Source organism: Pseudomonas sp. FG1 (assembly GCF_034313875.1).
GTDB classification, from domain to species: Bacteria; Pseudomonadota; Gammaproteobacteria; order Pseudomonadales; family Pseudomonadaceae; genus Aquipseudomonas; species Aquipseudomonas veronii.
The window spans coordinates 4,143,177-4,167,048 of the sequence record NZ_JAVIWP010000001.1 but is presented as its reverse complement, the minus strand read 5'-3'; the positions used below and the strand labels follow the sequence as shown (position 1 = coordinate 4,167,048).

General features: G+C 63.8%; 14 protein-coding genes. 5 read left to right on the top strand and 9 right to left on the bottom strand.

All coding sequences use genetic code 11. The annotated features are described in order from the left end of the window. Nucleotides 1–77: 77 nt before the first annotated feature. From RGV59_RS19160 to RGV59_RS19150, 3 genes are read left to right on the top strand one after another with little or no spacing between them, the layout of a single operon-like run. Nucleotides 78–1,319, top strand: a complete 1,242-nt coding sequence (locus tag RGV59_RS19160) for an exonuclease SbcCD subunit D C-terminal domain-containing protein (protein WP_017846488.1) — start codon at nt 78–80, stop codon at nt 1,317–1,319. After that, nucleotides 1,316–4,954 (top strand): AAA family ATPase, encoded by a 3,639-nt coding sequence (locus RGV59_RS19155; RefSeq protein WP_126585566.1) that lies wholly within the window; start codon nt 1,316–1,318, stop codon nt 4,952–4,954. The genes RGV59_RS19160 and RGV59_RS19155 overlap by 4 nt, the downstream gene beginning before the upstream one ends. Next, nucleotides 4,951–5,553: a glutathione S-transferase gene (locus RGV59_RS19150; RefSeq protein WP_126585565.1), complete on the top strand. Its 603-nt coding sequence runs from the start codon at nt 4,951–4,953 to the stop codon at nt 5,551–5,553. Before RGV59_RS19155 ends, RGV59_RS19150 begins: the two co-directional genes overlap by 4 nt. Before the next feature lie 49 nt (nt 5,554–5,602). Here RGV59_RS19150 and RGV59_RS19145 read toward each other — a convergent pair whose 3' ends face one another. The 3 genes from RGV59_RS19145 to RGV59_RS19135 all read right to left on the bottom strand — a co-directional run bounded on the left by RGV59_RS19145 (nt 5,603) and on the right by RGV59_RS19135 (nt 7,387). Next, complete coding sequence (locus tag RGV59_RS19145) at nt 5,603–5,782, bottom strand: hypothetical protein (RefSeq protein WP_126585564.1); 180 nt, start codon at nt 5,780–5,782, stop codon at nt 5,603–5,605. Nucleotides 5,783–5,937: 155 nt separating this feature from the next. Then, nucleotides 5,938–7,113: a lactonase family protein gene (locus tag RGV59_RS19140; RefSeq protein ID WP_102617572.1), complete on the bottom strand. Its 1,176-nt coding sequence runs from the start codon at nt 7,111–7,113 to the stop codon at nt 5,938–5,940. Then, a complete protein-coding gene (locus RGV59_RS19135) occupies nt 7,100–7,387 on the bottom strand; it encodes a DUF5629 family protein (RefSeq protein WP_126585563.1) in 288 nt (95 codons plus the stop codon). The genes RGV59_RS19140 and RGV59_RS19135 overlap by 14 nt, the downstream gene beginning before the upstream one ends. Nucleotides 7,388–7,528: 141 nt before the next feature. Here RGV59_RS19135 and RGV59_RS19130 point away from each other — a divergent pair, with 141 nt between their 5' ends. Then, a complete protein-coding gene (locus tag RGV59_RS19130; protein WP_126585562.1) occupies nt 7,529–12,421 on the top strand; it encodes a DUF6543 domain-containing protein in 4,893 nt (1,630 codons plus the stop codon). Between the two features lie 49 nt (nt 12,422–12,470). On the opposite strand, the gene RGV59_RS19125 is transcribed toward RGV59_RS19130, so the two are convergent. Further along, complete coding sequence (locus RGV59_RS19125; protein WP_017846495.1) at nt 12,471–14,846, bottom strand: efflux RND transporter permease subunit; 2,376 nt, start codon at nt 14,844–14,846, stop codon at nt 12,471–12,473. A gap of 15 nt (nt 14,847–14,861) precedes the next feature. Beyond that, entirely contained in the window at nt 14,862–15,902 is a 1,041-nt protein-coding gene (locus RGV59_RS19120; RefSeq protein WP_185833579.1) for a WD40/YVTN/BNR-like repeat-containing protein, read from the bottom strand. A 310-nt stretch (nt 15,903–16,212) separates the two neighbouring features. Between RGV59_RS19120 and RGV59_RS19115 the strand changes: the two genes are divergently transcribed. Next, the gene (locus RGV59_RS19115; protein ID WP_126585560.1) at nt 16,213–17,328 is read left to right on the top strand and encodes a Gfo/Idh/MocA family protein; all 1,116 of its coding nucleotides are present in this window, start codon (nt 16,213–16,215) and stop codon (nt 17,326–17,328) included. A gap of 1,272 nt (nt 17,329–18,600) precedes the next feature. Here the strand turns inward: RGV59_RS19115 and RGV59_RS19110 are convergent. The 4 genes from RGV59_RS19110 to RGV59_RS19095 are packed head-to-tail and all read right to left on the bottom strand — an operon-like array spanning nt 18,601 to nt 23,868. Further along, nucleotides 18,601–20,304 (bottom strand): AMP-binding protein, encoded by a 1,704-nt coding sequence (locus RGV59_RS19110; RefSeq protein WP_126585559.1) that lies wholly within the window; start codon nt 20,302–20,304, stop codon nt 18,601–18,603. Between the two features lie 31 nt (nt 20,305–20,335). Beyond that, the gene (locus RGV59_RS19105; protein ID WP_126585558.1) at nt 20,336–21,634 is read right to left on the bottom strand and encodes an acetyl-CoA C-acetyltransferase; all 1,299 of its coding nucleotides are present in this window, start codon (nt 21,632–21,634) and stop codon (nt 20,336–20,338) included. After that, complete coding sequence (locus RGV59_RS19100; protein ID WP_126585557.1) at nt 21,631–22,521, bottom strand: MaoC/PaaZ C-terminal domain-containing protein; 891 nt, start codon at nt 22,519–22,521, stop codon at nt 21,631–21,633. The genes RGV59_RS19105 and RGV59_RS19100 overlap by 4 nt, the downstream gene beginning before the upstream one ends. Nucleotides 22,522–22,524: 3 nt before the next feature. Further along, a complete protein-coding gene (locus RGV59_RS19095) occupies nt 22,525–23,868 on the bottom strand; it encodes a 3-oxoacyl-ACP reductase (RefSeq protein WP_126585556.1) in 1,344 nt (447 codons plus the stop codon). Nucleotides 23,869–23,872: the final 4 nt, after the last annotated feature.

Genomic DNA, 23,872 nt, shown 5'->3' with positions numbered 1-23,872 from the left:
GATCTGCGTCGTCTGGAGCAGCGTGTGCGCAATACAGGTAAACTCCCCTCCTTTTCATCTTCTCCACGGAGCTCGCCTTGCGTCTGTTTCACACCTCCGACTGGCACCTTGGGCAAAACCTGCATGGCCAGGAGCGCGACTTCGAACACGCCTGTTTCCTCGAGTGGCTGCTGCGCCAGCTCGGCGCGCACGCGCCGGACGTGCTGTTGATCGCCGGTGATATCTTCGACACGGTCAACCCGCCGCTCAAGGCCCAGGAGCGGCTGTACGATTTCATCATCAGCGCCCACGAACAAACCCCCAACCTCACGATTGTGATGATCGCCGGCAACCACGACTCCGGCTCGCGCATCGAACTGCCCGCGCCGTTGATGCGCCGTTTGCGCACCCATGCCCTGGGCCGGGTGTTGTGGCTCGATGACGGGCAACTGGATACCGAGCGGTTGCTGATCCCGCTGCCCGGCGCCGACGGAAAGATCGCCGCCTGGTGCCTGGCGCTGCCGTTCCTGCGCCCGGCGGAAGTCACCGGGGCGCAACTGGGGGACGATTACCTGCGCGGTATCGGCCAGGTGCATGAGTGGCTGATTGCCGCAGCCAACGCCAAACGCGAGCCCGGCCAGGCACTGGTTGCCATCAGCCATGCACATATGGCCGGCGGTTCGGTGTCGGAAGACTCCGAGCGCAGCCTGATCATCGGCAACGCCGAAGCGCTGCCCGCCAGCCTGTTCGATGCCAGCGTCAGCTATGTCGCCCTCGGCCACCTGCACAAGCCGCAGCGGGTCAACGGCGAGGAGCGCATTCGCTACAGCGGTTCGCCGATTCCGTTGTCGTTTTCCGAAATCGGCTACCAGCACCAGATTCTCGACGTGACGTTCGACGGCGCAACCCTGCTCAGCGTCGAACCGCGCCTGATCCCGCGCGCGGTCAACCTGCAACGCCTGGAAGCCGCGCCGCTGGCCGATATCCTCAAGCAGCTCGGCGACTTGCCGGACATCGACCTGCTCGCCGAAACCCAACGCCAGCCGTGGCTGGAGGTGCGCGTGCGCCTCGACGAGCCGCAACCCGACCTGCGCCAGCAAATTGAAACCGCCCTGCAAGGCAAGGCCGTGCGCCTGGTGCGTATCGCTGCCGAGTACGCCGGCAAACGCGGCAGCGACGACACCGACAACGAGCGCTTGATCGAACTCGACCAGCTCACCCCCCAGGAGCTGTTCAGCCGCGCCTGGCAGGACAACTATGGCAGTGAAGTGGATGAACAGACCTTGAAGGACTTCGCGGTGCTGCTCCAGGAAGTGCAACAGGAGGGCGAACAGCCATGAAGATCCTCGCCATCCGCCTGAAAAACCTCGCCTCCCTCGCGGGCCCGTTTGAGATCGACTTTACCGCCGAGCCCCTGGCCAGCGCCGGGTTGTTCGCGATTACCGGGCCGACCGGCGCCGGCAAAAGTACTCTGCTCGACGCGCTGTGCCTGGCGCTGTTCGGTGCCGTGCCACGCCTGGGCGATACCGGCCAGGCCAAGATGCCCGACGCCGACAGCGATATTTCCATCGGCGACCCGCGCACGTTGCTGCGACGCGGCACCGGCGGCGGGTATGCCGAGGTCGACTTTGTCGGCGTCAACGGCCGCCGCTACCGTGCGCGCTGGGAAGCCAACCGCGCCCGCGACAAAGCCAGCGGCAAGTTGCAGAACAGCCGGCAAAGCCTGATCGACCTGGACAGCGACCAGTTGCTGGCGAGCCAGAAAACCGAATACAAGACCCAGCTGGAGTTGGCCCTGGGCCTGAACTTCGAACAGTTCACCCGCGCGGTGCTGCTGGCGCAGAGCGAGTTCAGCGCCTTCCTCAAGGCCAACGACAACGAGCGCAGCGAACTGCTGGAAAAGCTCACCGACACCGCGCTCTACACCCAACTCGGCCGTCGCGCCTTCGACAAGGCCAAGGACGCCAAGGACGCCCACAAACAACTGCAGGACCAGGCCACCGGCGTGGAACCCCTGGCCGAGCAAGCCCGCGCCGAGCTGGACCAACAATTGGCCCACGCGCAGCAACAGCTCAAGACCGAGCAAGCCCAGCTCAAGCAGCTGGAGCTGCAGCACACCTGGCTCAAGGAACTGCGCGAATGGCAGGAGCGCAAGCTCAGTGCCGTCGAACAGTTGCAGCAAGCCCAGCAGCACTGGGACAGCCAAGGCCCGCAGCGCGAGGACTTGAGCCGCTTGGAACAGTTGGCGCCGCAGCGTCATCACTTCGCGCGCCAGGCTGAGCTCGACACCTTGCTCACGCCGCTGGCCGCGCACATTCAAGCGCAGATCGAGCAGCAAACCGATCTGCATGGCCGCCAGGAGCAAGCCCTACAACAGCAGGCATCGGCCCAAACAGCGCTGGCCGCGGCCCTGCAAGCTCAGGCCGACGCCGGGCCTTTGCTGCGCCAGGCCTTCGAGGAACAGAACACCCTCGCCCACCTGACCAAGGAACTGGCCAAGCGCGACGAGGACCAGCAACAGCACGAAACGGCCTGCGCCGAAGGTCAGGCCTTGCTCAAGGGCTTGCAGGAAAAACACACCCTCGTCGCCGAGCGCCTGCAACGCCTGGCCGCCGGCCTGGAACGCAGCGCCGCCCTCGCGCCGTTGAGCGAGGCCTGGAATGCCTACCGCGACCGCCTGCAACAACTGATGCTGATCGGCAATCGCCTGAACAAAGGTCAGGCCGAACTGCCGCAGCTTGAACAGCGCGCCACCGCCGCCGCCGAGAAGTTCGCCCAACAACGCGATGCCCTCGACCTGCTGTACCAGGAGGCCGGCGCCGAACCTCACGCCGTCGCCGAGCAGATCCAGTTACTCGCCAGCCTGCTGCAAGACAATCGCAAGCAGCAACGCGCCTTCGAAGACCTGACCCGGCTGTGGGACAACCAGCAACAGCTGGACCAGCAAGCCAGCGTGTTGACGCAGAAACTCGCAGACGCGCAACAACAACGCGATCAGTTGAACCAGACCGGCCTGCACACCAAAGCCGAACTTACGCGCGCCGAACAGACCCTGACGGTGACCAAGCAACTGCTGGAGCGCCAGCGCCTGGCCCGCAGTGCCAGCGTCGAGGAGTTGCGCGGGCAATTGCAGGATGACCAGCCCTGCCCGGTGTGCGGCAGCCAAGCGCATCCGTATCACCAACCCGAAGCGTTGCTGCACAGCCTCGGTCGCCACGACGAAAACGAAGAGGCGATGGCGCAGAAAGCCGTCGACAGCCTCAAGGAAAAACTCACCGAGCTGCGCGGTGAAGTCGGCGGTTTGATCGCCCAGCAAAAGGAATTCCTGCAGCAACAGGAGCAACTGGCAATCCAACAGCAAGCCCTGGCGCCGAGCCTGGACGCGCACCCGCTGGCGGCCGCGCTGTTCAATCAGGAGCCGGCCCGGCGCAGCACCTGGCTGGCCCAGCAGCTCAGTCAACTGACGCAAAACATCACCCAGGACGAGCAACGCCAAGGCGCCCTGCTCAACCTGCAACAAAACGCCGGGCGCCTGCAGCAACAGCTGCAAGCCGCCCAGGACGCCAGCCAGCAGGCGCGCCAGTTACTGATCGACCAGCAACGCGAACTGGCCAACGACCGCGAACGCCTCGACGAAGAACTCCAGGCGTTCGCCAGCCTGTTGCCGACCGAGACACTCGAGGGCCTGCGCAGCGAACCGGCGGCGACCTTCATGCAGTTGGACCAACAGGTCGGTCAGCGCCTCGAACAGTTGGCCCATCAGCGCGATGAACTGGCCGAGCAACAAGCGCGTCAGCAGGCGATCGAGAAAGAACACACCCATCAGCAACATCGCCAGCAGCAACTCGACGCATTGCGCCAGCAGGTCAGCGAACTGGCCGCCCAGCAACACGCGGCCCAGGAAAAACTCACCCGCCTGCTCGGTGAACACCCACGCGCCGAAGACTGGCAACAGCAACTCGAACAGGCCGTGGCACAGTCTCGCCAAAGCGAAGCCGACGCCAATCAACAGCTGCAGGACATCCGCAACGCCTTGATCCAACTGGCCGCCGACCTCAAGGCCCAGCAAGACCGCCAGCACACGCTGCACGCCGAACAGCACGCGCTCGCGACGCGCTTGGGCGAGTGGCGCGCCCTGCACCCCGACCTGGACGACGCCGGGCTCAAGCGCCTGCTGACCTTGGACGAGGCCCATGCCAGCGCACTGCGCCAGCAACTGCACAACAGCGAAAAAGCCGTCGAGCAAGCCCGGGTTCTGCTGCAGGAGCGCGAACAACGCCTGGCCGAGCACCAGGCGCTGCACAACGGCAACCTCGACGCCGAACAACTGGACACCCAACTGGCCACGCTCAACCAGCAACTGGCCGAGGGCGAAAAACACTGCGCCGAACTGCGCGCGCGGCAATCCGAAGACCAGCGCCGCCAGGATGCCAACCACGCCCTGGCCGAACAGATCACCAAGGCTTATGAAGAATGGCAACGCTGGGCGCGCCTCAACGCGCTGATCGGCTCGGCCACCGGCGACACCTTCCGCAAGATCGCCCAGGCCTACAACCTCGATTTGCTGGTACACCACGCCAACGTGCAACTGCGCCAACTGGTACGCCGCTACCGCCTCAAACGCGGCGGCAGCATGCTCGGCCTGCTGGTGATGGACACGGAAATGGGCGACGAACTGCGCTCGGTGCATTCGTTGTCCGGCGGCGAGACGTTCCTCGTCTCCCTGGCGCTGGCGCTGGGCCTGGCGTCGATGGCCTCGAGTACCTTGAAGATCGAGTCGCTGTTTATCGACGAAGGTTTCGGCAGCCTCGACCCGGAATCCCTGCAATTGGCCATGGACGCGCTGGACGGCCTGCAAGCCCAGGGCCGCAAGGTGGCGGTGATTTCCCACGTACAGGAAATGCACGAGCGCATCCCGGTGCAGATCCAAGTCAAGCGTCAGGGCAATGGTTTGAGCACCGTGGAGGTGAAGTGAGCGAGGCGCTGCTGTACTCGTTTCGCCGTTGCCCCTACGCGATGCGCGCCCGCCTGGCCCTGCGCTATTGCGGCGTGCCGCTGCGGATTGTCGAAGTCAGCCTCAAGGCCAAGCCGGCCGAGATGCTCGCACTGTCGCCCAAAGGCACGGTGCCGGTGTTGAGCGTCGACGGTCGGGTAATCGACGAAAGCCTGGACATCATGCGCTGGGCCTTAGCGCAAAACGATCCGCAAGACTGGTTGCTGCAGGGTGATCCCGCGGTGCTGGCGCTGATTGCCGAGAATGACCTGGGCTTCAAACATCACTTGAATCGCTACAAGTATGCCGAGCGCTACCCGGAGCGGCCGATGGAAGCGTATCGGGCCGACGGTGAGGTGTTTTTGCAGAAGCTGGAGGCGTTGCTGGCTGACCGTGCGTATTTGCTCGCCGATCATCCAAGCCTTGCGGATATGGCTGTGGCGCCGTTTGTGCGGCAGTTTGCCCATGTCGATCGGGAGTGGTTTGCGCGCACCTCATATCGACGGGTGCAGGCGTGGTTGCAGTGGTTTCTGGACTCGCCGCTGTTTATCGCGGTGATGGCCAAGCCTGAATCTGCCTGAATCTGCCTGAATCGATGTGGGAGCGGGCGCGCCGGCTCCCACAGGGCGCTCAATACTGGGTTTTGTGATCCAGTGCGGCGTAGAAGTTGGCACTCTGTTGCAGGTATTTCTGGGTGTAGGCGCTGGTGCTGGATTGTTTGCCGTTGATGTTCACGCTGGCGGCAGCCGGCAGTGCAACAGTGGCGGAAACAGCGGAGGCGGCGATGATCGAGAAGAGATTGAAGTTCATGTCGGTAACCCTTGTGTTCGTTTGGTTGAGTGGCCGGGGAGGCCTTGGAACTCAACTTACGCCCGAGGGTTGGGCCTTAGAAATGCTTTGAAACAGTAGCCGTTATTAATCGAATTAATAAAGAGGATCAGGCCCCGACGTGCGGGGCCTGTGGCTTATTGACGCACCAGGAACTTGAGGTCGCTGGGCGCATCGATCGGTAGTTTTTGCACGGTTTTGCCGAGCAGGCCGGTGTGTGGGTCGCGTTCGACCACCACGATTTCATTGCTTTTCTGGTTGGCGATCAGCAGGAACTTGCCGCTCGGGTCCAGGCTGAACTCGCGGGGGTGGTCGCCGTCCACGGAACGGCGCTGCAGTTCCTTGAGATGCGCGGTCGCCGGATCGATGCTGAACACCAGCAACTGATTGGCCGTGCCGCGATTGCTCACGTACAGGAACTTGCCATCGCTGGAAGCATGCAGCGCCGCGCCGGCCTTGTCGGACACCGGTTGCCCGGCGGCGAAGTCCACCAGTTGGGTTTGGTTGAGCGTGCCGTCGTGGTAATCGAACACCGCGACCTGGGCGCTCATCTCGGTGGTCAGCCAGGCATGTTTGCCGTCCGCGCTGAATAGCAAATGACGCGGGCCGCTGCCCGGCGGCAAGGGCACCGACGCCGGGTTGGCCGGGGTCAGGGGCTGCTCAGGGTTGGCCTTGGGATCGTAGCGGTAGGCAAACACCTTGTCCGCGCCGAGATCCTGCACAAACACATACTTGCCATCCGGCGACGGCACCACCGAATGCACATGGTTGGACGCCTGGCGTTGCGGGTTGACCCGGCTCGCCGGGTGCCCGCTCAACTGCACGGGCGCCGCCAGTTTGCCTTGGGCGTCCAGCGGCAGAATCGCCAGGCTGCCGCCCGGGTCTTCAAGCACCGAATAGTTGGCGACGAACAGGTAGCGGCCATCGGCGGCCACGCTGGAATGCGTCGGCTCGCTGCCCAGGCTTTGTACCTGGTTGATCAGCGTGAGCTGATGGTTCTGCGGGTCGATGCGGTAGCTGCTGACGCGACCGACCGCGTCCTGTTGGCCGGGGCCGTTTTCATTGACGACAAACAGATGCTGCTGGTCCTTGGAGACCGTCAGCCAGGACGGGTTGGCCGTTTTTGCCGCCAATACCGGCTGGCCCTGGAACCGCCCGGTGCGGCTGTCGAATTGCAGGCGATAGATCCCTTCGCTGCTGCCGGCGGTGTAGCTGCCGACCAGCAGTTCATGGGTGTCGGCCGGTGCGGCCTGTACCGACATCGCCCCGACGCTGCCCGCGATCAACAAGGGCCAGAATTTACGCATCAGCATCCGCTTCATCCTCTTCATTATTATTGGCGGTGATTGCGCTCATGCAGACCAGGCGGTGCTCGCCCACATCACCGGTCAGCGTCCAGCTTTGCAGAGTCTCATCGAAGACCGCGGCCTGCAGCTGTTCCTGGCTGAAACTCCAGCGTTTTTGCGCACGGCCATCCATGGCGATGATCAGCAGCTTTTCTTCATCCAGTGCGAACTCGAAGGCATGCAGCCCGTCGATTTCAAGCATGTCGCTGGTGGCAAGGACGGCCGTCAAAGTAGTAGTCATCACAGTCTTTCATCAGGTTCAAAGGGCTAATGATAGGCCACTTTGCCGCCAGGACCTAAAACCATAACCGGCTACCGCATCGGCGCCACACCGCGGATTACCGTGCAAGGGCACGTCTTTATTCAACGTAAAGGAATACCCATGCCAGACCGCAATCCCCCCCTCGCCGCCGACCCGCTGCGGGAAGCGCTTGAAGCCCAGTTTCTCAAGCGCCCGACACTGCGCTCAGTCACCGCGCAGATGCTGGCGCGCAACCTGGCGGAGAAATATCCGCCGTTGACACACCCCCTCGCCGACCTGCGACTGGCCGTACCCCGTGACGGTGGCGGGCGGGCGTTGCTGCCGTTGCTGGAGGTCGCGCTGAGCCATCTCGCCGACGGCAGCTTTCCCGATGTGTCGACGCGCCACGGCCTGGATAGCTACTTGAGCGATGCCAGCGGCACGCGGCTCGGTTATCCGGCCAATGGCGCCCACGCCTATGATCTTGACGTCATCGAAGCCGTCATTCGCGAACTGCCGTCGCTGCTGTTTATTGGCTTCCAAGACGCTGTGGCCACCTATTGGGGCGAAGACAGCGACGCTGGCGGCAGCCGCTGGAAATGGCTGGCCGACGTGCTGCAAGGCACGCTGCTCGACGCCGCCGCACGCCACGCCCAACCGCTGGACGTCCTCAATACGCTGGCGCGCTACCCAGACCGTGCCACCCGCGCACGCCGCCCGGCCCCCGACAACGCGATTCATGCCTATACGCTAGAGGCGCACCTGACGCGCGCAGGCAGCCTGCTCACGCTGCAAGCGAGCGACCTGCTGGTGGTGTGCCGCGAGCAGGTGTTGCTGTGCCGTCTATCCGGCGCAATCGAGACCTACCCTGACCTGGACGCCTTCGGCCAGGCCTGGGCCGACCACCTGCAACAGCGCTTCAGCGTCGACAGCATCACCTGGCAGCAGTACGAACCCGACGGCAATATTTTCGAGGTCCAGGCCGCGCTGATCCTCAACCAGCAATTGGAGGACCTGGCCGCCCTGCAACTCCCGGCCAACAGCACGGTGCAGGCCTTGGAACAACAGTTTGCCGCCATCACCCAACCGGCGCGGTTTTTCGCCCGCGCCAGCGGCACGGCGCTGGCCACCCTGGCGTCTCTCCAGGCCGCCCTGCCCGACTGGCTGCAACGCGCCAGCGCCGCCGACCGCCTGGCTTACCGCGAATGCCTGCTTGAACAGGCCGGGATCAAGCGCCAGACCCTCGGCGATTCCGACTTCGATGGCCTGGAAAGCCTGCATAGCTATGCCGCCGAGCACTTGAACCATCAACTGTGCCTGGATCGCACTGTCGCCCTGGGCGGCCAGCGTACCTGCAACGACGCGGCACGCGCTGCCGGCTACCGGGCCGACGAGTTGACCCTGACCTTTCATGTCGCGGTGGGCAGCCTTGCAGGTGGTTACCTCGCGCCGGTATCCATGAGCCTGGTGGACCTGGCGCTGAAGAACCTGTCGGGAAGCCCCAGAGGCCGCATGACGCTCAGCCATCGCAGCGGCCGGGCGCTCGAAGCGTGGTTGACGCCCGCCTACGTGCTGCAACTGGTCCAGCGTGTGGACATCGGCAACAACTATCCCGCCTACCTGCGCCGGGAACTGATGGGCGACACCGCCGCCGCGCGCAAACGCCAGCGGCTGTTCAACCAACAGCGGCCCCTGCACCTGAAAACCCAGGCGCTGGAGCACGCGCTCCGCGGCGAAGCCGGCCTGACCGCGCGCGGCGCGCGCTGTGTGCGGGCACTGCTCGCAACCAACCCGCTGGCACGCCGGGTCGATGGCGACGAAATGGTCATCCGCCCCCTGGCCTTTCTGCGCACGCCGGCAGCCACAGCGGACGTGGCGCAGAACATGTTCATCATCGAACCGCTCGACACCCGGCTGGGGCCGCACCTGCTGTACCGTCCGGCCTATCGTGACGCGCTGCTCGAGTTCAGCAGCCGCGAACACCTGCTGGCGGCCATTGTGCAACCCGGTGCGCTACAGGACAGCGTGCTGACCTGGCTGCCCGACCCGGCCAGGGCGATCTACAGCAACGGCGGGTTCAGCCAGCCGCACATCCTGCGCATCGGCATCGGTTCGGAGTTCGACCGGCTGCCCGAGGTGCCCAAACCCGCCGAATTGGCGCCGGCCGGCGATGCGAGCGGCGACGAAATCCTGCAAGCGCTCAACCACGGCAGCCTGATGGACTATCTGTTCGGCTGCGAAACCCGCCAGTTGCTGGACCAGGCCGAGCGCGAGTCGACCTCGAACGCGCAAAGCCGCTGGGCGTTGATCCTCGAAGGCATGCAACTGGGCTTCAACACCTTGTTGATGGCCGTGCGCGGCCCCCTGGCGACGATCGGCTGGCTGATCCAGGCGACGCAAAGCCTGACCCAGGACCTGCCGGCGCTGGAGAGCCCTGACCCTACGGCGAAAGAGCTGGCGTGGGTCGACCTGCTGCTCAACATCGGCATGCTGCTGGTGCATCAAGGCCCCCTCAGCGCGCACAGCGCCAGCCCGCCGCTCGACGAACAGCCGGTCACGCGCGCGCCCTTCCGACGCCCGCCCGGCCTGGCAACCCGCCATGCCGCGGCGGTCGAACGCGGCGTCATCGGCCTGCCCAGCGAACCACCCGGCGGTGGCCGCACGCCGTTGGACTTCAACCATTCGCTGGCCGGCGACACCGCCGCGGCCGCGCTGCTGGAGAAACTGCGCGCCGTCAACGTGCCGTGGCCCGTGCCCGCTCCCGCGCCACTCGACACCGGGCCTCACCAAGGCTTGTACCGCATCAACGGCCTGTGGCATGCCTCGGTGGCCGGGCTGTTATTCAGGGTCAGCATCGTCCCGGGTTTTGCTGATGTGTTCATCGTTCATCCGCAAAAACCCGAACATCCCGGGATTTTGCTGAGAACCGATGGCAACGGCCATTGGTCGCTGGACCGCGGGCTCAAACTGCTGGGTGGCGGGCCCAAGCGCCTGGCCGCCTTGCGCGAAGAAAACCTGCGCAAGAAACAAGAAGTGCTCGCCCGGGTGCAAGTGCTCAGTGAAGACATGCAGCACCTGATGGCGCCATTCCAGGCAGCGAGCACGCAGATATCTCCCGCCCTGGACGCCTTGGTCAAACAACGCAAAACCGCGCAGTTGGTATGGAACCTGCTGCAAAAAGCCAGCGACCAGCAAAGGCCCGCCCTGGAAACACGGCACCAGCGCGAAACCCTCAAGCATCAGCAATTGCGCACCGAGTTTCAGATTCTGCTGGAGAACCTGGAATTGCTGTTTGCCCAATCACTCGCCCCGCGCCTGGAGATGGTCAAGCTCGGCGTAGAACTGGAAAAAGTCGGCGGCGCCGGCGTGCATGTGCATGACCGCGCAAAAATCCTCAAGACGGTCTGGGACCAACAACTGTTTATCCACGAGATGCTCCTGGGCCGGTTGAATGCCATGCGTTTTTCCGGCGCGGGCGAACCCATGGCACGAATGGCGCGCCGCATGTTCGTGAATAACTTGCTCGGCGACTCGACGGTCTACGACGAATACGTGCGCAACGCCACCGAGTCAGCAAACATCCGCCAGCACATGGCCGAGGTTTCCGTTGCCATGGAAACCACCCTGGAACAGCTGGAAAACGATTCGCTGGCGGGACGCACGATACGCCAGGAATTGCTGGCCCAGATCGAATACCCGCAGAATTTTTTCCCCGACAACCTGCGGCTCAACGCCCTCGACTACCTGGCCGTCAGCAGCGTGGAGATGACCGATGTACGCCTGCCGCCGCAGGAAGAGCTGTACGTCAAACGCCTGGAGCAAACCGACCTGAGCGCGGCGCTGCTGTCTCACGTCGAAGTGCGCAGCAGCACCGAATACACCCTGGTCGAACAACGGCAGGTGTACGAGAGCGTGCTGAAAAAGTACCGCCGTTATGAAGAGGCGATCCGCGTACTCAAGGCGCTCAACCCGAGCCGCCTGCGCCCGCAGGCCGAACGTCTGCTGGCGGGCCTCGAATACGCCCAGGCGCTGGCGAACAGCGAGCTGGAATCGGTGGTGCGCAAGCAGGAAGCGTTGGAGGTGGTGCTGCCGCTGTCGAAAACCCTGCGCGCCAAGGCGCCGACAAAGCGCGTGTTCAAGACCCGCAAAAAAGAGTATTTGATCGGCGAACTCAAGCCGGCCGATGCGCAGAACGCCGAGGAGCACTTCACCCTCACCGATACGCTGACCGGTGAAGCCGTTGCCTCTTTCAACAAGCACGCGGACGGCTGGGCGACCACCGCCGAACCGCCTTCCCAAGCCCCCACGCAGCCCCCGCGAGGCCGCACGCTGGCGACCCTCAAAGGTTTGGCCCAGACGCTGATCGAACAGCGCCGCGACATTGAACGCGTCATTACCGCCGACCGGCAAAAGCTCGACTCGCCGCGCACGCGCCAACAGGTCAACCCGGGCGACTGGGATGAGCTGCTCAGCGGGCACGCGGACAAGCTCACCGCGCTGGCCGAGGAAATCCAGCGCGACCACCTCGACAAACCCTCGGCCCAGGACCTGATCGACGAGTACCAGGCCCAGGCCCGCGATATGCTGCGGCTGGCGGAACGGGTGTGCAGCGAGGGCTACAAGCGTCAATGGCCGACCCAGGAGAGCCTCGAGTATCTGTGGCAACACCAGCAGATCGATATCAACCTGACCAGCCTGGCCGACCCGCAACGGCCGACCCTCAGTGGCGATTTCTTCACCGAATACGCGGTGTATGACAAAGCGAAAAAACCGCCGACGGTGCTGTGGTATGCCCACTTCCATTACGCCAGCGCCGACGCCCCGCCCGCGCGCTATACCCGCGCCCATCTGAAACTGGCGGAGCAGCGCAAATACACGCAGAAGGATTTGCTCAAGCAACACGTCCAGAGCAGCTTGCGCAACCCCCAGGAGCCGGGCGCCGAGCCGATCAGGCGGATTGTCTACGTATTGATCACGCCGCCGGTGGATCAGTTGTTCCTGGCGATCGCGCCCACACCGCGCGCAAGCCGGTGAGCGCAGCGTGACGTTGCCGGTGGGGGCGCAACCGCCCCCACCGCCGCACTCAGTGGGCGAACAGCGAGTTGCCTTTCTGCCCGGCCAACTTCTCCGGTTTGATCAGGAACCGCGCCAGCGCCGGCAGCAGCCACAGCGCACCGAACATGTTCCACAGCAGCATGAAGGTCAGCATCAGGCCCATGTCGGCCTGGAACTTGATCGCCGAGAAGATCCAGGTACACACGCCGATCGCCAGGCACAACCCGGTGAACAGCACCGCCTTGCCTGTGGACTTGAGCGTCTGGTAGTACGCCTCTTGCAACGGCAGGCCAGCGCGCAGGAAACTTTCCAGACGGCTGTAGATGTAAATGCCGTAGTCCACGCCGATGCCCACGCCAAGGGCCACCACCGGCAAGGTCGCGACCTTGACGCCGATGCCCATGAACGCCATCAACGCGTTGCCCAGCACCGAGGTCAGCACCAGCGGCAGCACGATGCACAGGGTCGCCGCCCAGGAGCGGAAGGTGATCATGCACATGGTCGCCACGCACAGGTACACCAGGATCAGGATGGTCAGTTCCGACTCCTTGATCACCTCGTTGGTGGCCGCCTCGATCCCGGCGTTACCGGCGGCGAGGATGAACTCCAGGCCGTCCTTGTTGTTTTCCTTGGCGAAGTCCTGCACCGCATGCACGGCGCGGTCGAGGGTTTCGGCCTTGTGGTCGTTGAGGAACACCAGCACCGGCGCCAGGGAGCAGTTGTTGTTGTACAGGCCATCGGCGCGGGCGATGGAGTTGTTCAGCACATCCGGGTTGCGCGACAGGGTTTCCCATTTCAGGTTGCCCTCGTTCATGCCCTTGATCATCTGCTTGGACACGGTCACCAGCGAGATCGCCGACTGCACGCCCTCGGTGTTCTGCATCTTCCACATCAACTGGTCGATGGGCGCCATGGCTTCATAGCGCGAGCAGCCTTCGGCCTTGGTCTTGACCATCACCACCAGCACGTCGGAACTGGTGGAGTAGTTGCTGATGATGAAGTTGTTGTCTTTGTTGTAGCGCGAGTCCGGGCGTAGCTCCGGCGCGCCCTGGTCCAAGTCGCCGATCTTGAGGTGCTGGCTGTACCAGAGGCCGCCGCTGAACGCGACCAGCGCCAGGGCGACGGAAATCGGCGCGACCTTCGGGTTGGCGAAATTCGACAGCAGGCGCCAGAACGGGTGTTCGCGATTCGCGTCTTTCTTGCTCCTGGCCACGGCGCGCTTGCTGATGCCCGCGTAGGAAATCGCCACCGGCAGCAGGATCAGGTTGGTAAACACGATCACCGCCACGCCGATGGACGCGCCGATGGCCAGTTCCCGGATCACCCCGATGTCGATGATCAGCAGGGTAATGAAACCCACCGCATCCGCCAGAATCGCGATCATCCCCGGCAGGAACAGTTGCCGGAAGGTACGCCGTGCGGCAGTCAGCGCATTGTCCGCGTCGCTCGATTGCAGGGCGATACCGTTGATCTTCTGCACGCCGTGGGAAATACCGATGGCGAAGATCAGGAACGGCACCAGCATCGAATACGGATCGAGCCCGAAGCCGAAGAAGTGCATCAAGCCAAGTTGCCAGACCACCGCCACCAGCGTCGTGCTCAACACCGCGACGGTGCTGCGCAGGCAGTTGGTGAACCACAGCAACAGCACCAGCGTGATGACGAAGGCAACGCCGAAGAACAGCACGACCATCACCAGCCCGTCGATCAGGTCGCCGACCTTCTTGGCGAAACCGACGATGTGGATCTTGACGTTGGGGTTCTGCGCTTCGAACTTGGTGCGGATCTTGTCTTCCAGTTCATGGGAGAACTGCCGATAGTCCAGCGCCAGCAACTTGCCCTGGTCCTGCGGGTCCGGGTAGGACTCCAGCAGCGGGATGTCGACAATGCTCGACTTGAAGTCGTTGGACACCAGGCGCCCGACCTGGCCGGACTTGAGCACGTTGTTGCGCAGTTGATCGAGGCTCTGCGGCGAGCCGTTGTAGCTCTGCGGGATCACTTCCCCGCCGGCAAAGCCTTCCTCGGTGACTTCGGTCCAGCGCACGCTGGGGCTCCACAGCGACTTGAGGCCCGAGCGGTCGACGCCAGAGATGTAGAACACCTCGTCGTTGATCTGCCGCAGGGTCTCCATGTAGTCCTTGGTGAAGATGTCACCGTCCTTGGCCTCTACCGAGATACGCACCGTGTTGCCCAGGTTGGCCAGGTCGTTGCGGTGTTCCATCATCTTTTCGATGAAGGGGTGCTTGAGCGGGATCATCTTTTCGAAGCTGGTGGAGGGGCGAATCAACGTCGCCTGCCAGAACAGGAAAATACTCACCAGCAGGCAGATGACGATCACTGCCGGGCGGTTGTTGAAGATCAGGCGCTCAAGAAAGGTCGCTTTATCGTTGTGATGACTGCTCATTCTTTCCCCGCCTTCTTATTGTTTTGTGGGTTCGGCGCCGGTTGGCGTAGCAACACGAACACCCCCCTGCCCGACCAGAATCAAGTTGCCATTGCCCGCCGCCGTCACCGCCGAGAGTGAAATACGGTCCGGGCGATTGAATACGCTGAAGGTCTGGCCGTCGTCATGGCTGACCACCACGCTGCCGCCGTTACCGACCACCACCAGCGCGCCGTCATCGAGCAAGGTCGCCCCGGACAAGCCGAACTCCAGGGCGCCGCGCGCCGCATTCAGTTCGACCGGCTCCCAGGTGCTGCCGAAATCCGTGGAGCGGTACAGGTTGCCACGCAAGCCATAGGCCAACAGGGTGTGCGGCTGGGCGGTGCCAATCACGCCGAACAGTGAACCCTCGTAGGGGCCTTCGAGTTTTTCCCAGGTCTGGCCGTCGTCGCTGGAGCGGAACATGCTGCCCTGCTCACCGACGATAAACAGGCCGGCGTCCTTGATCTGGGCGATGGCGTTGAGGTGGAACTGGTCTTCGTTGTCGAGGCGCTCGCTGACGTCTTCCCAGGTTTTGCCACCGTCGGTGGTTTCGATCAGCGCCCCGTAGGCGCCGACGGCCAGGCCGTGGTTGGCGTCGTTGAACCAGACGTCGAGCAACGGCGCTTCGCGCTTGAGGTCCTGGTATTGCTGGACCCAGGTGGCGCCGCCGTCGACGCTGGCGAGGATCTGCGCATCGTGGCCGACGGCCCAGCCGTGTTTGTCATCGACAAAAAACACCGCCGTGAGCAGTTGGCGGGTGGGGACTTTGGCTTGGGTCCAGGTGCTGCCCTGGTCATCGGAATAGAGGATGTGCCCGCGATCACCGACCGCCACCAGGCGCGAGCCCGCGAGGACCACGTCGATCATCAGGCCCTTGGCGGCCTTGGGGGATTCAATTGCAAACACCGGCTGTGCGGCGGTATCGCTGGCTGCCAACAGCGGTGGCGACAACGCGGCACCGGCCAGCAACGAGAGCGCTGTGGCCAGCAACGCAACCCTGCGTGCGGCGCGTGGGCGGCAAACAACCCAACCCATGACAGGCTCACTCATAGACCTTTCTCCCATTTATTATTGTTAGGTCGTCTTACCTTCCCGGGCTCTGAAACCTGCAATCTAGAGCGCCTGGAGGAAGTAGGGGCCATCCTATCGGGCTTTCGAATCGTCTGACAATCGGCGCTACGTTATCTTTTGTTAACTGGCGGCTTTTAACCCTGCGCTGAATATAACCACATCAACTGCAATGATATAGCTTCAGAAATGAATTATTTTTTCCACATATTGAATTATGAGAATTTATATTCCATTAATAGCCTCCCTGAAAACAATAATCCAAAGGACCACGGCTATGCGCAAACTCGGAATCGGCCTGATCGGCACAGGCTTCATGGGCCGCGCCCATGCCCTGGCGTTCAATAACGCCCGCACGGTATTCGAGCTGCCGGTCAGCCTCAAGCTGGCCGCCCTGGCCGATGCCGACACCGAACGCGCCCAGCGCTGCGCCGATGCCTGGGGATTTGCCCAGGCCCATGGTGACTGGCAAGCGCTGGTCAACGACCCCACGGTCGATGTGGTGGCGATCACCACACCGAACCATTTGCACTACCCCATGGCCATGGCCGCGCTCGCGGCGGGCAAGGCGGTGTACTGCGAAAAACCGCTGGCGGTCAGCCTGGCGCAGGCCGACGCCATGCGCCACGCCGCGAGTGCGGCGGGCGTGGTGACGCGGGTCGGCTACAACTACCAGCACAACCCGATGATTGGGTGGGCAAAGCAGATCATCGCCAACGGCGAATTGGGCGAAATCATCAGTTTCCAGGGTGAGTTCAGCGAAGACTTCATGGCCGACCCGGCTTCACCCTGGTCGTGGCGCTGTGAGGTGGAACATGCCGGTGGCGCCCTGGCAGACCTGGGCAGCCACTTGCTGTCGATGGCACGCTATCTGGTGGGCGATGTGGTCAGCGTGTGCGCCGATACGCAGACCGTGCATGCACAGCGCCCCGCCGTCAAAGGCGGCGACACACTCAAGTCGATTGCCGTGGACGACCAGGTACACGCCCTGCTGCGTTTCGCCAACGGCGCGCGCGGCACGGTGAGCAGCAGTTGGCTCAAGCACGGTTACAAGAACCACCTGGCGTTTGAAATCAGCGGGACGCAAGGCACGTTGGCCTTCGATCAGGAGCGCTTGAACGAACTGCGCCTGTGCCGCAAGGGCCAGGACGGCTTCCAACGCCTGCTGGCCGGCCCCGCCCTACCCGGCTACGCGGCGTTCAGCCCGGCCGCCGGCCATCAGTTGGGCTACAACGAATTGAAGACGCTGGAAGTGCGCGAGTTGATTCTGGCAGTGGCCGGCCAGGGCGCGGACGGCAGCGACTTCGAGGCGGCGTGGGCGGTCGAGCGGCTGGCGACGGCGATTCGCGTGGCGGCTCGAGAACAGCGCTGGGTCAATGTGAACTCGCTCTGAAATGTGGGAGGGGGCTTGCCCCCGATGGCGGTGGATCAGTCGATAGGCTCGGTGACTTCAACTCCGCTATCGGGGGCAAGCCCCCTCCCACATTTAGATCACCTAGAGATTCAAGTTAGCGCAGCGCGCGGCGCAGCGCGCGGCGCAGCACCTTGCCCACCGTCGTCTTGGGCAGCTCGGTGCTGCGAAACTCCACATGGCGGCTCGAGAACAGCGCTGGGTCAATGTGAACTCGCTCTGAAATGTGGGAGGGGGCTTGCCCCCGATGACGGTGGATCAGTCGATAGGCTCGGTGACTTCAACTCCGCTATCGGGGGCAAGCCCCCTCCCACATTTAGATCACCTAGAGATTCAAGCTAACGCAGCGCGCGGCGCAGTACCTTGCCCACTGTGGTCTTGGGCAGCTCGGTGCTGCGAAACTCCATATGGCGGCTCGAGAACAGCGCTGGGTCAATGTGAACTCGGTCTGAAATGTGGGAGGGGGCTTGCCCCCGATGACGGTGGATCAGTCGATAGGCTCGGTGACTTCAACTCCGCTATCGGGGGCAAGCCCCCTCCCACATTTAGATCACCTAGAGATTCAAGTTAGCGCAGCGCGCGGCGCAGTACCTTGCCCACTGTGGTCTTGGGCAGCTCGGTGCTGCGAAACTCCACGTGGCGGCTCGAGAACAGCGCTGGGTCAATGTGAACTCGCTCTGAAATGTGGGAGGGGGCTTGCCCCCGATGGCGGTGGATCAGTCGATAGGCTCGGTGACTTCAACTCCGCTATCGGGGGCAAGCCCCCTCCCACATTTAGATCACCTAGAGATTCAAGTTAGCGCAGCGCACGGCGCAGCACCTTGCCCACCGTGGTCTTGGGCAGCTCGGTGCTGCGAAACTCCACATGGCGGCTCGAGAACAGCGCTGGGTCAATGTGAACTCGCTCTGAAATGTGGGAGGGGGCTTGCCCCCGATGGCGGTGGATCAGTCGATAGGCTCGGTGACTTCAACTCCGCTATCGGGGGCAAGCCCCCTCCCACATTTAGATCACCTAGAGATTCAAGTTAGCGCAGCGCGCGGCGCAGTACCTTGCCCACTGTGGTCTTGGGCAGCTCGGTGCTGCGAAACTCCGCGTGGCGGCTCGAGAACAGCGCTGGGTCAATGTGAACTCGCTCTGAAATGTGGGAGGGGGCTTGCCCCCGATGGCGGTGGATCAGTCGATAGGCTCGGTGACTTCAACTCCGCTATCGGGGGCAAGCCCCCTCCCACATTTAGATCACCTAGAGATTCAAGTTAGCGCAGCGCGCGGCGCAGCACCTTGCCCACCGTGGTCTTGGGCAGCTCGGTGCTGCGAAACTCCACGTACCTGGGCACTTTGTACCCCGTCAGGTATTCCCGGCAATGGGCCAGGATCTGTGCCTGGGTCAGGTTCGGGTCCTTGCGCACCACGATGATCTTCACCCTCTCGCCGGTCACGCCATCTTCCACACCGATTGCCGCCACTTCAGCAACGCCGGGGTGCAGCGCCACCACGTCTTCGATTTCATTGGGGTACACGTTGAAGCCCGAGACCAGGATCAGGTCCTTCTTGCGGTCGACCAGGCGGATATAGCCGCGCGTATCCATCACCCCGATATCGCCGGTCGACAGCCAGCCCTCGGCATCCAGCACCTCGGCGGTTTCCTTGGGCCGCTTCCAGTAGCCCTGCATCACCTGCGGGCCGCGCACTTGCAATTCGCCCTGCTCACCGAGGTCGGCCAATTCGCCGTCTTCGCGCATGAAACGCACCCAGGTCGACGGCAAGGGCACGCCGATGCTGCCGGTGAACTCCATCTCGCGCATGCGGGAAATGTCGATGGGGCTGATGCTCACCACCGGCGAGCATTCGGTCAGCCCGTAGCCTTCGATGATCGGCAGCCCGGTGACGTCCTTCCAGCGCTTGGCCACCGCCGTGTGCGTGGCCATGCCACCGGCGATCACCATGCGCAGGTCGGAAAAGTCCCGCGCACAGAACTCCTGGTTCTCCAGCAAGCCGTTAAACAACGTGTTGACCCCGGCAATCCCGTTGAAGCGCTCCTTGCGCAGGATCATCTGCACGCGCTTCACGTCCCGTGGGTTGGCGATCAGGATGTTGCGCCCGCCCAGGCACATGAACATCAGGCAGTTCACCGTCAGCGAAAAGATGTGATACAGCGGCAACAAGGTGACGTTGGTTTCCTGCTTGTCCTGGTCCAATTGGTTGCCGACCCAGGCCTTGGCTTGCAGCAGGTTGGCGATGATGTTGCGGTGGCTGAGCATCACGCCCTTGGCGTCACCGGTGGTGCCGCCGGTGTATTGCAGGAAGGCCAGGTCGTCGAGGTGCATGTCCACCGGGAAATGGGTCAGCGCCCGTCCTTGCTTGAGCGCCTGATTGAAGCGTACCGAACCGCGCAGGTTGAACCTCGGCACCTGTTTCTGCACGCGGCGCAGGATGAAGTTCATCGCCGCGCCCTTGAAGGTGCCGAGCAAGTCGCCGATGGCCGCCACCACCACGCGCTTGACGCTGCTGCCGGGCATGGCTTTTTCCAGGGTGTGGGCGAAGTTCTCGAAGATCACCACCGTCTCGGCGCCGCTGTCCTTGAGCAAATGCTTGAGTTCATGGGCGGTGTACAGCGGGTTGACGTTGACCACCACCGCACCGGCCAGGATCGTCCCCAGCAGGCAGATCGGGTACTGCAAGCAGTTGGGCATCATCAGCGCCACGCGGTCGCCGGTCTTCACACCCTGGCCTTGCAACCAGGCGGCAAACGCAATGCCCTGCATGTGCCAGTCGGCATAGGTCATTTCGGTGCCGATGCTGACGTAGGCCACCCGTTCGCGGAATTTTTCCAGGTGCTCCAGGAACACCTCGCGCAGCGACGGGTAGTCCTCGATACCGGCATCGATGTCCGCCGGGACGCCAGGCAGGTAGGCGTTCAACCAGATGCGTTCGGTGTGTTCCAGGCTGATAGCGTTCATGGCAGTTTCCTTGTTGTTGTTTTGGATAGCGCTACTTTTCGACGATGGCGGTAATGCCCAGCCCGCCCGCCGCGCAGATCGAAATCAGGCCGCGCCCGCCGCCACGCTCGTGGATCGCCTTGGCCAACGCCGCCAATTGCCGGCCCCCGGTGGCGGCGAAGGGATGCCCGCAGCCCAGGGAGCCGCCGTTGACGTTCATCTTGGCGCGGTCGATGGTGCCCAGCGGTGCGTCCAGCCCCAGCCGTTCGCGACAGTAGTCGGCGTCTTCCCAGGCCTTGAGCGTGCAGAGCACCTGGGCGGCGAACGCTTCGTGGATCTCGAAGAAATCGAAGTCGGCAAAGCCCAGGCCCTCACGCTTGAGCATGCGCGGCACGGCATAGGCCGGCGCCATCAGCAGGCCTTCGCTACCGTCGACAAAATTCACCGCCGCGGTCTCGCCGGTGCGCAGGTAAGCCAACACCGGCCAGCCGTGTTCGGCGGCCCACGCTTCACTGGCCAACAGCACCACCGAGGCGCCGTCGGTCAGCGGTGTGGAGTTGCCCGCCGTGAGCGTGCCGTTCTGGCGGTCGTAGGCCGGGGACAGGCTGGCGAGCTTCTCCAGGCTGGTGTCGGCGCGCAGGTTGTTGTCCCGCGCCAGGCCGCGATAGGGGCTGATCAGGTCGTCGAAGAAACCGCGTTGATAGGCGGCATCCAGGCGCTGGTGGCTGCTGAGGGTCAATTCATCCTGGGCCAGGCGCTTGATCTGCCAGCGCTTGGCCATTTCTTCGCAGTGCTCGCCCATCGACAGACCGGTGCGCGGTTCGCCATTGCGCGGCAGCAGCGGCTTGAAGAACATCGACGGACGCACCTTCAGCAGCGCCTTCACCTTGTCGCCCATGGCCTTGGCGCGATTGGCCGCAAGCAAGGTGTGGCGCAGCGCTTCATTGAGGCCGATGGGCGCGTCGGACGTGGTGTCGGCGCCACCGGCGATGCCCACGTCGATCTGGCCGAGGGCGATCTTGTTCGCCACCAGCAAGGCCGCTTCCAGGCCCGTGCCGCAGGCTTGTTGCAAGTCGTAGGCCGGGGTTTGCGCAGACAGCGTGGTCGATAACAGCGACTCACGCGCCAGGTTGAAATCCCGCGAGTGCTTGATCACCGCGCCCGCGGCGAACTCGCCCAGGCGCTGGCCGTGCAGGTTGTAGCGGTCGACCAGGCCTTGCAGCGCGGCCACCAGCAAATCCTGGTTACTGTCGTGGGCGTACACCGTGTTGGAGCGGGCAAACGGAATGCGGTTGCCGCCGATGATCGCCACGCGGCGGGCCGGGGCCGGGTTGAAGCTGTAGTCATTCATTTAAGACGCTCGTTCCAGATAAAAAGCCCGCGCATGTGCGGTTTGTCACCGGCGAAGTTGCGCACTTCGAACTCACGCCGCGGGCCGCTCACGGGGCGGCGCCACAGCGCGACCTGGCCGGGCAGGAAGATCGGCAGCTTGAAGTCGCAGTGCGCTTGCGCCTGATCCAGGCCGCCCGGCGGTTGCTCGGCGGCCAATGCGCGGCCCAATGTCCACATGCCGTGGGCGATGGCGCGGCGAAAGCCAAAGAGTTTTGCGCCGATCAGCGAGGTATGAATCGGGTTGAAATCCCCCGAGACCTTGGCAAACCGCCGGCCCTGGTCGGCGGGCAGCACCCAGCGCTGGGTGCGCAACAGGCCTTCTTCCTGCAAGGGCAGCACGTCCGCCCATGGCTCACCCACCGGGTTTTTCACGTCGCGCCGCAGGTACAGGCTGTCGCTTTCCCACAGCAGCGTGTCCGCACCGTAGGCCCGGGTGGCGATGCTCAGCGCCTGGCCTTTGGGGTGCGCCACCCAACGCTCGCAATACACCTCCAGGCGCAGGGCCTGGCCTGCGTGCAAGCGCTGGTGCTGACGAATGCGATTGGCCAGGTGGACCATGCCGCTGGCCGGGTACGGGAAACTCGGCCGGGTCAGCAGCATCAGGTGCAACGGGAACGCCAGCACCTGCGGGTAGGACAGCGGCACGCCCTGCTCATGCCGGAAACCACAGGCGCGGCCATACGCGGCGATGCCCGTGGCCGACAATTCCACCGCCGAACGCACCAGACGCGCCTTGGGCAACTCAGGCGCGCCGTCAAGCTTGGGTTTGCGCAAGGCGCGCAGGCCGTCCAGCAACAACTGGGGCTGCGACGGCGGCGGATCGATGATCTGCGTCACGTAGTCCATGGCTCAAGCTCCCAGCAGGCTTTGGCCGCACACGCGCACGACTTGGCCGTTGACGCCGCCGGACGCCGGGTGGGCCAGCCAGGCGATGGTCTCGGCCACGTCGATCGGCTGGCCGCCCTGGGACAGCGAATTCATGCGCCGCCCGGCTTCGCGGATCAGCAGCGGGATCTTCGCGGTCATCTGGGTTTCGATGAACCCCGGCGCCACCGCGTTCACCGTGACCTGCTGCGCCGCCGCCAACGGTGCCAGGCCGTGGACCAGGCCGATCACCCCGGCTTTGGAGGTGGCGTAGTTGCTTTGCCCGAGGTTGCCGGCGATGCCGGAAATCGACGACACACAGACGATGCGCCCGCCCGGGTTCAGGCCCTGGCATTCCAGCAACGCGTGGCTCAGTTGCAACGGCGCTTGCAGGTTGACCGCCAGCACACTGCGCCACGCCGCTTCGGTCATCCGGGTGATGGTCTTGTCGCGGGTGATCCCGGCGTTATGCACCACCACGTCGAAGGCGCCGGATTGGCTGACATGGGCCTGCAACAGCGAGGCCGCATCTGCAGCGGTAATGTCCAGTGGCAACGCCGAGCCACCGACGCTGGCGGCGGCATGTTGCAGCGCGTCCTCGGCTTGGGGCACATCCACGCACACCACATGGGCGCCGTCGCGGGCCAATACCTGGGCAATCGCCAAGCCGATGCCGCGGGAGGCACCGGTGACCAGTGCGCGGCGGCCGGCGAAGGGGGTGTCCCAGTTGACCGTGACAGGGCCGTCCAGCGGTTTTTCCAGGCGCACCACTTGCCCCGACACATAGGCCGAACGACGCGACAGAAAGAAGCGCAGGCTGCTGTCCAGGGCGTCTTCGGCCCCCGGCGCGACGTAGATCAATTGCACGGTGATCGCCCGGCGCAGTTCCTTGGCCAGCGAACGCACCAACCCTTCGAGGGCGCGCTGGGCGATGGCCTGGGGCAAATCCCGACAGTCTTCGGGAGCAGTGCCAAGCACCACCACGCGACCATGCTGGGCGAGGCGCTTGGCGTTGGCGTGGAAAAATACGTAGAGCTCATCGAGCTGCTGCAGGTCGACGACGCCCGTGGCATCGAACACCGCGCCCTGCACCTTGACCGTAGACGGCGCCTTGAGGGTCGCTGCAGTGGCGGCGACCGTGTCGGTGGCGCTGAAAATCTGTTGCACTTGCACAGCCAGGCGCCCTGCCCCCGCGACGATCACCGGGTTGGCCAGGCCTTGCTGGCCACGGCGATGACGTTGCAGCAGCAACGGTTGCGGCAGGCCGATGGCCTGGGCCAGGCGTCGGCCCCAGGGAGAATTGACGAACGATAGGTAGCTGTCACTCATATAA